Origin of the sequence: Oryzihumus sp. (genome assembly GCF_036391795.1) — a bacterium.
Classification (GTDB): Bacteria; Actinomycetota; Actinomycetes; order Actinomycetales; family Dermatophilaceae; genus Oryzihumus.
In genome coordinates, this window is record NZ_DASVZH010000257.1 from 1 (window position 1) to 9,749 (window position 9,749).

Below are 9,749 nucleotides of genomic sequence, written 5' to 3' on the forward strand. Positions count from 1 at the left end.
GCGACCTCATCGGTGACGTCGACCCGGTCAAGGTGGCCGAGGGCCGCACCCTCGGCGACCCCGAGACGGTGCACTACGGGCTGGTGCCGCGCACCAACCGCGGCGTGTTCGGCCTCAACGAGCTGCCCGACCTGGCCGAGCGCATCCAGGTCGCGCTGTTCAACGTGCTGGAGGAGCGTGACATCCAGGTGCGCGGCTACTCGCTGCGGCTGCCGCTGGACCTGCTGCTCGTGGCCACCGCCAACCCCGAGGACTACACCAACCGCGGCAGGATCATCACCCCGCTCAAGGACCGGTTCGGCGCCGAGATCCGCACGCACTACCAGCTCGAGGTCGCCGACGAGGTCGAGCTCATTGCTCAGGAGTCCGCGGTCGTGGCGACCGTCCCGGAGCACCTGGTTGAGGTGGTGGCCCGGTTCACCCGCGGGCTGCGCGAGTCCGCCTCGGTCGACCAGCGCTCCGGCGTCTCGGCCCGGTTCTCCATCGCCGCCACCGAGGCGGTCTCGGCCTCGGCGCTGCGCCGGTCCGCCCGCACCGGGGACGACGCCGTCGTGGCCCGGGTCTGCGACGTGCCGGGCGTGGTGCCCACCCTGCTGGGCAAGGTCGAGTTCGAGATGGGCGAGGAGGGCCGCGAGCGCGACGTGCTCGACCACCTGCTGCGGGTGGCCGTCGCCGAGACGTTCCGCTCGCGGCTCGCCGGCCTGGACCTGACCGGCTTCACCGCCCTGTTCGAGGACGGGTCGGTCGTCGAGACCGGCGAGCTGGTGCCGGCCGCCGAGCTACTGGGCCAGCTCGGGACCGTCCCCGGACTGTCCAAGGTGCTCGACCGGCTCGGCCACGGCGACGACGCCGGCGTCGGGGAGACCGCGGCCGCGGTGGAGTTCGTCCTCGAGGGGCTGCACCTGACGCGGCGCATCGACAAGGACACCGTCGCCGGTCGCACGGTCTACGGGGCCTGAGACCCATGGCCGCCCAGCCCCACGACAGCCCGCACGGCCGGTTCCGCTACGGCCCGTGGCGTGGTGGCCCGGACCCGCTCGCCCCGCCGTACGACGTGCGGTCGGCCGTGGACGCCATCGGCCGGGAGGTGCTGGCCGGCGGCGGGGTCCGCGAGGCGCTGCAGGACCTGCTGCGCCGCGGGCTGTCCGGGCGGCAAGGCCTGGACGAGCTGCGCGAGCGGATCCGGCGGATGCGCGAGTCCGCCCGCCGCCGGGGCGACCTCGCCGGGACGCTGGACCAGGTGCGCGCCGCGCTGGACCAGGCGCTGGCCGAGGAGCGCGACCAGCTGGCCGCCGAGCCCACCGACGCCGCCCGGATGGCCGAGATGGAGCTGGCCACGCTGCCGGACGACACGGCGGGGGCGGTGCGGGCGCTTTCGGACTACCAGTGGCACTCCCCGCAGGCCCGGCAGACCTACGAGTCGATCAAGGACATGCTGCGCCGCGAGGTGCTCGACGCCCAGTTCGCCGGGCTGAAGCAGGCCCTCTCCGGCGGCGACCCGGAGACGATGCAGCGGGTCAAGGACATGCTGGCCGACCTCAACGCCCTGTTGGCCGCCCACGCCCGCGGCGAGGACACCACCGACCAGTTCAGGGCGTTCATGGACCGGCACGGTGAGTTCTTCCCCGAGGACCCGCAGGACGTGGACGAGCTCATCGACGCCCTCGCCCGACGGCAGGCCGCCGCCCAGCGGATGATGGCCTCGCTCTCGCCGGAGCAGCGCGAGCAGCTGGCCCAGCTCATGAGCGAGGCCCTGGCCGACCCCGACCTGGCCTCGCAGATGAGCCAGCTCTCGGACAACCTTCGGGCGCTCCGGCCCGGACTGGAGCGCGGCCGCCCGGTCGGGATGCAGCCCGGTGGCCCGTCGCTGGGCTACAGCGAGGCCGTGGAGGCGGTCTCGGAGCTGGCCGACCTGGAGTCGCTGGAGCGCCAGCTGTCCCAGGGCTACGCCGGGTCGACCCTGGACGACGTCGACGTCGAGACGCTGGAACGCCGGCTCGGCTCGGCCGCGGCGGCGGACGTCCAGGCCCTGCGCCAGCTGGAGCGCGAGCTCGAGCGCCAGGGCTACCTCACCCAAGGTGAGGACGGGCTGCGGCTGACTCCACGGGCCGTCCGCCGGCTGGGTGAGACCGCCCTGCGCCGGGTCTTCTCCCACCTCGACGCCGCCGCCCGCGGCGACCACGACGAGCAGCGCACCGGTCAGGCCGACGAGCCGACCGGGCTGACCCGGCCGTGGGTCTTCGGCGACGAGCTGCCGATCGACGCCGCCCGGACCGTCGGCAACGCGCTGCGCCGCGGCGGGATCCGCCCCGGTGGGGTGCGGCTGGAGGTGGAGGACTTCGAGGTCATCGAGACCGAACGGCGGACCACCGCGGCGGTGGCGCTGTGCGTGGACCTGTCCTTCTCGATGGTGCAGGAGGGGCGCTGGGGCCCGATGAAGCAGACCGCCCTGGCCCTGTCGCACCTGGTCGAGACGCGGTTCCGCCAGGACGCCCTGCAGGTCATCGGGTTCAACATCGCCGCGCGGCGGCTCTCGCCGGTGCAGCTCGCCGAGGTGGAGCCGGAGTGGGTGCAGGGCACGAACCTGCAGCACGCGCTCATGCTCGCCCTGCGGCACGTGCGCCGGCACCCCGACGCCGAGCCGGTCGTCCTGGTGGTCACCGACGGCGAGCCGACCGCGCACCTGGGGCCGGACGGCATACCGGAGTTCATGTGGCCGCCCACGAGCGCGACCCTGCGTGCGACCGTCGCGCAGGTGGACGAGCTGGCCCGCTACGGCGCGACGCTCAACGTGTTCATGCTCGGCGAGGACCCCGGCCTGGCGCGCTTCGTCGACGCGGTCGCGCGGCGGGCGGCCGGGCGCGTGTTCACCCCCGACGTCTCCCGGCTCGGGGAGTACGTCGTGGCCGACTACCTGCGCGCGCGCCGGGGTCGCCGCTCGGCCTAGGGTGCCGCGCATGCGGTGCGTCGTGGTGGGTGCAGGGGCCTGGGGGCTGCCTGCGGCGGCCGAGCTGGCCGCGCGCGGGCACGAGGTCACGCTCGTGGACCGGTTCGGCGTGGCCAACCCACTTTCGTCCTCGCCGGGGCCGACCCGGCTGTGGCGGCTGACCCACCCCGACGCGGTGCGCGTGCGCCTGGCGCGGCGCAGCGTCGAGGCGATGGAGCGCCTGGCCTCGCGCAGCGGGACGACCGTGTTCCTGCGCCGCGGCCTGCTGTGGCGCGACGACGTCTCGTTGCCGGCGGTCGTCGGCGCGCTGGAGGCCGAGGGCGTGCCGCACGAGGTCGTCCCCGCCGACGAGGTGTCGCGGGTGGTGCCCGGGCTGGTGCCCGACGGCCGCGAGGCGGTGTGGCAGGAGGAGGCCGGTCCGGTGCTCGCGGCCGCGTCGATGGCGGCCCAGGCCGGGCTGTTCGAGGCCGCCGGCGGCACGCTGCGGGTCGGCGGCACGGTGGTGTCCGTGGAGACCCGCCCGACCGGGCCACGGGTGACCCTGGACGACGGTTCGGCCCTGGACGCGGACGTCGTCGTCCTCGCCCCGGGCCCCGGCGCCGGCGACCTGCTCCGCGGGCTCGGCGTCGACCTGCCGCTGCGTCCGCACCTGGAGCAGGTGGTGCACCTCGGGGTGGCCTCGGACCCGCACGCCCACGACGACCACCCGTGCCTCTTCGACGGGCCGCGGGGGCAGGAGCCGGGGCTGTACTCCATGCCGACCCCCGGCGTCGGCTTCAAGGTCGGCCTGGACCGTCCGCTGCGGGACTGGACCCTCGCGGACCGTGACCGCACCCCGGACGCCGCGCTCACGGCATATACGGCGCAGCGGGTCGGGCGGACGCTGACGGGCGTGGGGCGCGAGGTCATCGACGCCCAGGTGTGCTGCTGGACCGACTCCCCGGACGGCCGGTTCGTCCTCGACACCCTGCCCGGTGGGGTGGTGCTGGCCTGTGGCGACTCGGGGGAGGGCTTCAAGTTCTCGGCCCTGATGGGCCTCGTCCTCGCGGACCTGGCCGAGGGCCGGACCCCGGACGCGGACGTCGCGTCGTTCGGCCTGGCCCGCTTCGCCGCCGGTATGCCGTCCGGTCCCCACGTGCTCGGCCGTTGAGTCCTCGCGAACCACCTGTGTCGCGCGGCGTCCCGTCCTAGGGTCGAGGGCATGGTCAAGCGCCTGGAGAACCCGCGGTTCGCACGGGCCTACCTGCGCCTGGCGCCGCAGGCGGACCTGCGCGGCGTCGGCGAGCACCGCGACCGGCTGCTGGCGGGTCTGGCCGGGGTGGTCTGCGAGCTCGGCGCGGGGCAGGGCCTGAACTTCGCGCGCTACCCCACCTCGGTGACCCGCGTGGTCGCGATCGAGCCGGAGCCCATCCTGCGGGTCGAGGCCGCCCGCCTGGCCCGGTCCGCGGCCGTCCCGGTCGCGGTCGTGTCGGCCGACGCCGCGGCGCTGCCCCTGGCCGACGGCAGCTGCGACGCGGTCGTGGCCTCGCTCATGCTCTGCTCGGTCGAGAGCCAGCCGGCGGTGCTGGCCGAGGCCCGCCGGGTGCTGCGGCCGGGCGGGGTGCTGGCGTTCTACGAGCACGTGCGTTCCTCCCATGCGCTCGTCGGTGCCCTCGAGGACCTCGCCACCCCGCTGTGGCGCCGGCTCGCCGGCGGCTGCCATCCCAACCGGGACACGGCTCGGGCGGTCGCCGAGGCGGGCTTCGCCGTGGAGGCGCTGGAGCGGTTCGGCTACAGCCCCGGCAGCCTGGTGCCGCCGACCGCGCACGTCATCGGGCGGGCGAGACGGGGCTGACCGTGCTCCGGTGGTGGGGCAGGTGAGGCAGGAGTAACGTCCCGGACACAAACAGGACGAACCGGCACAGACCGGGTCGGTCTCCCCGACTGCCGGGGTCTCCTGCCAGGGGTGATGAGCCGGACCGATGCCCGGAGGCCCCCATGTCCCGCAGAGTCCTCGTCGCCCTGACGCTCACCGCGCTCGTCCCCGCGCTGGCCGGCCTGACCCAGGCACCCGCCTCCGCCGCGCCACCCGGTGACCCGGGGCCGGGCCGTGAGGTGTCGACGACCACCCGGCTGCAGGATCGCCGGGAGGTCGCGGCCGGCACGCGGGCCTACTCCCTCGGGTTCGAGGACGGCCGGTTCTACGCCAACGGCTGGCACATCACCGGCGAGATGGGCGGCATCTGGACGCCGCCGGTCAAGCTGCTCGACGGCGTGTGGTTCGGCCTGGACGACCAGTGGGTCGGCCCGGCGACGAAGTTCACCAGCGGGCGCGGCTACACCCGCTACGACCTGCCGCAGACCGCCGGCCTGCAGGTGCGGCGCACCGACGTGGTGCCGGACGGGCGGCGCGGCGCGCTGTTCGGCCTGACCATCACCAACCCCGGCGCGGCCCGGACCACCACACTCAAGGTGGACGCCCACTCCGAGCTCATGGGGCAGTACCCGTGGGGTTTCAGCGGGGTCACGCCGAACGCCAGCGACAACCTGCCCGACCAGGGCCGGTATGACGGCAAGCACCTCGTCTTCACCGACGACGGCGCCCTGCCCGGTGCCCCCGAGCACCACTACGCGGCGGTCGTCGGGACCGCCCAGCAGCCGCAGTCCGGCGCGATCGGGTCGCAGTACTGGGGTCCCCAGCCGGGCCACCGCTGCACCGGCACCGAGCCGGGCGCGCCGGCCGACCCCAAGCCGTCCGCCTGCGACGACGGGCCGTTCGGCCACGGCACCGGCGGCGAGCTGACCTGGCGGCTGTCGTTGCCGGCCGGCGGGTCCACCACCGTCTGGCTGGGCGTCGCCGGCTCCGACCAGGGCCAGGCCGCGGCGCAGCAGGAGCTCGCGGGGCTGCTCAAGGCCCCCGACGCCCAGCTGGCCGCCAAGGTCCACGCCCGTGACGTGCTGGCCAACCGCACGAAGCTGTCGCTGCCGGGCGACCCGCTGGTGCAGCAGGCCGTCGACTGGGGCAAGCAGAACCTCGCCGACCTCACCCTCAGCGCCAAGGACCTGCAGATCCGCTGGACCGACCAGGGCAAGCAGTTCCCGGCACCGCTGGGCACGGTCCCCGAGGCGACGTGGATCGGGGCGGGCTACCCGGACTACCCGTGGATCTTCGGCACCGACGCGGAGTACACCTCCTTCGCCGCGGTCTCGGTCGGGCAGTTCGAGGCGATCAAGGCCCACCTGCGCGCCCTGCGCGACATCTCCGACATCCTCAACCACCGCTCCGGCGTGGTCGCCCACGAGACGGTCGCCGACGGCTCGACGTGGTTCGGCCACGACTCGCGGCACACCAACCCCGACGGCACCACGTCCTACGACTTCAACACGGACGAGACGGTGAAGTTCCCCAGCGCGGTGGCGCTGCTGTGGCGCTGGACCGGCGACAACGGCTTCCGCGACGAGATGTACGACTTCACGCAGCGCAACCTGCACTACGTGGTCTCGCAGCTGGACGCCGACCACGACGGCTGGCCCGAGGGCCTGGGCAACGTCGAGCGCAGCGGCATGGGCGCGGAGAAGCTCGACAACACCGTCTACCTCATCCGCGGCCTGCTCGACCTGGCCGACATGGCGCGCTCCAAGGGCGACACGGCCACCGCGACGTGGGCCGGCGACCTCGGCAGCCAGCTCCAGCAGCGCTTCGACCCCACCTGGTGGGACCAGGCAGCCGGCCAGTATGCCGACTCCCTCACCGACCCGGGCAACGTCCAGTCGTTCCAGAAGCACTGGATCGGCCAGACGCCCATGGAGGTGGAGCTGGCCCCGGGCGGTCAGGCGCAGCCGGGGCTCGCGCCGTACGAGCACGGCACCACCGCCCTGGCGGGCCGGGAGAACGACTGCTTCAGCGGCACGGCCCCGCTCAACCCGGGGCTGTTCCACACCGGCTGCGGCGGTGGCGCCAACGGCCAGGGCGAGAAGGTGATCTTCGGCCTGACCACCTCGATCCAGTCCGTGGGTGAGGGCAACTACGGCCGCCTCGGCGCGGACCAGCAGGGCCGCTACACCCACGCGCTGGCCGAGCCGATGTTCGCCGAGCCCGCCACCGGTGGCACCCCGGACGAGCAGCCGGGCGCGATGCCGGAGATCTTCCCCTCCCCCGACCAGGGCGCGAACATCGACCGCTGCTGGACCTGCCGCTCCATGTTCATGCAGGCCTGGGGCAACTACGGCACCGCGTGGGCGGTCGTCCACCAGTGGCTCGGGGTGCGCCCCGACCTCGGTGAGGGCCGGCTCGCGATCGTCCCCCAGGTGCCCGCCGGGCAGCCGTCGGTCGCGGGGCGCGACATCCGCCTCGGCGGCGGCACGGCCGACGTCCTGGCCAGCCACACCGGCAGCACCTACCGGACCGTGGTCACCGTCGGCCGGGGCGTCGGCGCGGACACCGTGGTCATCGGGCACACCCTGCCCCGCGGCACGACGCCGACGTCGGTCACGCTCGACGGCCGGGTCGTCCACGACTACACCGTGACCACCACGAACCGCGGCACCGAGGTGACCATCACCACCTCGGCCGGGCACCACACGCTGACGGTCACGGCCTGACGCGACCACCCGTGACCCGGCTCCGGGTCACGGGTGGCCCGTCCGCCACGGTCCGGGGCGCCGGTCCGCTTCTGGACACGCCTGTCGGGCTGTCGGATCCTTGGGACGTGACCCGGCCGGAGGCCAAGATGCGCACCGCAGCGGTGAGCCTGCACGGTCACCGGATCAGCTACCGCGAGGCCGGTGACCCCGGTCTTCCTGTGCTGCTGCTGGTGCACGGGATCACCAGCAGCAGCGCGACGTGGGAGCCGGTCATCCCCGAGCTCGCCGAGCACGCCCACGTGATCGCGCCCGACCTGCTCGGCCACGGCGACTCGGACAAGCCGGCGGCCGACTACTCCCTGGGCGCTCTCGCCAGCGTGCTCCGTGACCTGCTCCTGCGGCTGGGCCACGACCGTGCCTCGGTGGTCGGGCACTCGCTCGGCGGCGGTGTGGCGATGCAGTTCGCCTACCAGTACTACGAGCACTGCGACCGGATGGTCCTGGTGTCCAGCGGTGGCCTCGGGCGGGAGGTCAGCCTCGCCCTCCGGGCCGCCACGCTGCCCGGGGCGGAGCTGGTCCTCCCGGTGATCGCCCACCGACGGGTGCGCGACGCCGGCGCGGCCGTGTCCCGGCTGCTGGAACGCCTGCCGATCAGGCTCCAGCCCTCGATGGTCGAGGCCGCTCGGGGCTACGCCTCGCTGGCGGACCTCCCGGCCCGTTCGGCGTTCGTGCACACCCTGAGGAGCGTGGTGGGTCCGGGCGGGCAGCGTGTCAGCGCCACCGACCGTCTGTACCTCGCCCAGGGGCGGCCCACGTTGATCGTCTGGGGTGCCGGGGACACGCTCATCCCCGTCGCGCACGCCCGGGCCGCGCACGCGGCGCTGCCCGGGAGCACGCTCGAGGTCTTCGAGAAGTCCGGTCACTTCCCGCACCAGGACGAACCGGCCCGCTTCGTCCGGACGGTGGTGGACTTCCTGCAGACCACCGAGGCCGCGGCGCTCGACCGCGCCGCGTGGCGCGCGCTGATCGCCGCCGGAGAAGCCGAGGAGGAGGACACCTCGCGCTGACCGGCCCGCCCGCTCAGGACGGTGCGGACGGGCCTGACCCGGTGACCGACGCGCGTTCTTCGGCGACCGTCGCCTCACGGACCCGGGCGGACCGGTCCTCCGGGGTGGAGGCCGCGACGACGAGCGGGCACGGGGCACGGTCGACGACGTCCCTGGCGACGGAGGGCCGCAGGACGTCGCTGAAGATGCCGCGGCCGGAGGACCCGATGACGAGCAGGTCGGCCCCCGTTGCCGCCTCGACCAGGGCGCCGGCGGGACTCGCGTAGGTGATCGTGTACTCGACGGGCAGGTCCTCATCGGTCAGGACCTCGGCGCGCAGGTAGTCCAGCAGCTGCTCGGGCGGGGTCATCCGCTCCGTGGCCTGTCCTCCCGGGGCGGGGTGGACGAGGAGGAACTTCTGCTCCGCCGGGGCCGCGTGCAGCACCTCCAGCCGCCAGTCCTGTCCCGTCTGCTGCCGGCGCAACGACACCTCCCGCGCCGCCCACCGCAGGGCATCGCGGGCGGTCTGGCTGTCATCTACCCCGACCCCGACCCGGGCATGGGCCGGCGGGTCCTGGTACTGCCCCTGGCGCACGAAGGCGACCGGACAGGTGGCGAACGCGGCCGCACGGTGGGAAACGGAGGTCACGAGCTGCGCGAAGCTGCTGGTGGGGTGCGCGCCGACCACCAGCACGGCCGCGCCGTGGGAGGCGGCCACCAGGGCCTCCGGGGCCCGCGAGCGGGCGCGCAGGTACTCGACCTCGACCACCGGCGGACCCGCTGGGGCACGGTCCAGCTCCAGCTCGGGAGGGACGTGCACCTGCTGGAAGACCTCGTCCAGCATCGCGCGCACGACCGCCTCGGCCTGCGCCTCGTCCGCCTCGGAGGCGTGGACGACATGCAGGTGCGAGGTGTGCCACACCGCCTCTCGCGCCGCCCACCGCAGGGCCTCCCTGGAGAGGGTCGTGTCGTCGACCCCGACGACGACCCGATCGGGTGCGCCGCACAGCCGTGTGTGCTCGTGCTCCGGCAGCACCAAGGCGGAGGTCGCCCCCCGCGTGGTCTCTGCCCTCGGGCTCTGCCCGGTCTCGTCCGTGTCCATGCCGCACCTCCCGGCGGGTGCCCGGTCCAGGGCCACCGCCCTCCCAGCCTCACCGTGCACCGCGGCCTCGCAGTAGGGGCCTTCGCCCCTC

At 74.5% G+C, this 9,749-nt stretch carries 7 protein-coding genes; 6 read left to right on the forward strand and 1 reads right to left on the reverse strand.

The window, feature by feature from the left end; all coding sequences use genetic code 11:
* From VF825_RS15865 to VF825_RS15890, 6 genes are all read left to right on the forward strand, one after another.
* Positions 1 to 959: sigma 54-interacting transcriptional regulator (locus tag VF825_RS15865; RefSeq protein ID WP_331115063.1), on the forward strand; the 959-nt coding region annotated here is incomplete at its 5' end.
* A gap of 5 nt (positions 960 to 964) precedes the next feature.
* Positions 965 to 2,947: a hypothetical protein gene (locus VF825_RS15870; protein ID WP_331115065.1), complete on the forward strand. Its 1,983-nt coding sequence runs from the start codon at positions 965 to 967 to the stop codon at positions 2,945 to 2,947.
* 10 nt (positions 2,948 to 2,957) lie between these two features.
* Positions 2,958 to 4,097, forward strand: coding sequence for an FAD-dependent oxidoreductase (locus VF825_RS15875; RefSeq protein ID WP_331115067.1), 1,140 nt, complete (start codon positions 2,958 to 2,960; stop codon positions 4,095 to 4,097).
* 51 nt (positions 4,098 to 4,148) lie between these two features.
* Positions 4,149 to 4,781, forward strand: coding sequence for a class I SAM-dependent methyltransferase (locus tag VF825_RS15880; RefSeq protein WP_331115069.1), 633 nt, complete (start codon positions 4,149 to 4,151; stop codon positions 4,779 to 4,781).
* Positions 4,782 to 4,924: 143 nt separating this feature from the next.
* A complete protein-coding gene (locus VF825_RS15885; RefSeq protein ID WP_331115071.1) occupies positions 4,925 to 7,528 on the forward strand; it encodes a hypothetical protein in 2,604 nt (867 codons plus the stop codon).
* 107 nt (positions 7,529 to 7,635) lie between these two features.
* Positions 7,636 to 8,577 (forward strand): alpha/beta hydrolase, encoded by a 942-nt coding sequence (locus VF825_RS15890; protein WP_331115073.1) that lies wholly within the window; start codon positions 7,636 to 7,638, stop codon positions 8,575 to 8,577.
* 13 nt (positions 8,578 to 8,590) lie between these two features.
* On the opposite strand, the gene VF825_RS15895 is transcribed toward VF825_RS15890, so the two are convergent.
* A partial coding sequence (locus VF825_RS15895; protein WP_331115076.1) for a universal stress protein occupies positions 8,591 to 9,749 on the reverse strand: 1,159 nt, incomplete at its 5' end.

Bases quoted from the DNA above. Each gene is read 5' to 3' on its own strand.
- VF825_RS15870 (WP_331115065.1), top strand. From the start codon at position 965: ATGGCCGCCCAGCCCCACGACAGCCCGCACGGCCGGTTCCGCTACGGC.
- VF825_RS15875 (WP_331115067.1), top strand. From the start codon at position 2,958: ATGCGGTGCGTCGTGGTGGGTGCAGGGGCCTGGGGGCTGCCTGCGGCG.
- VF825_RS15880 (WP_331115069.1), top strand. From the start codon at position 4,149: ATGGTCAAGCGCCTGGAGAACCCGCGGTTCGCACGGGCCTACCTGCGC.
- VF825_RS15885 (WP_331115071.1), top strand. From the start codon at position 4,925: ATGTCCCGCAGAGTCCTCGTCGCCCTGACGCTCACCGCGCTCGTCCCC.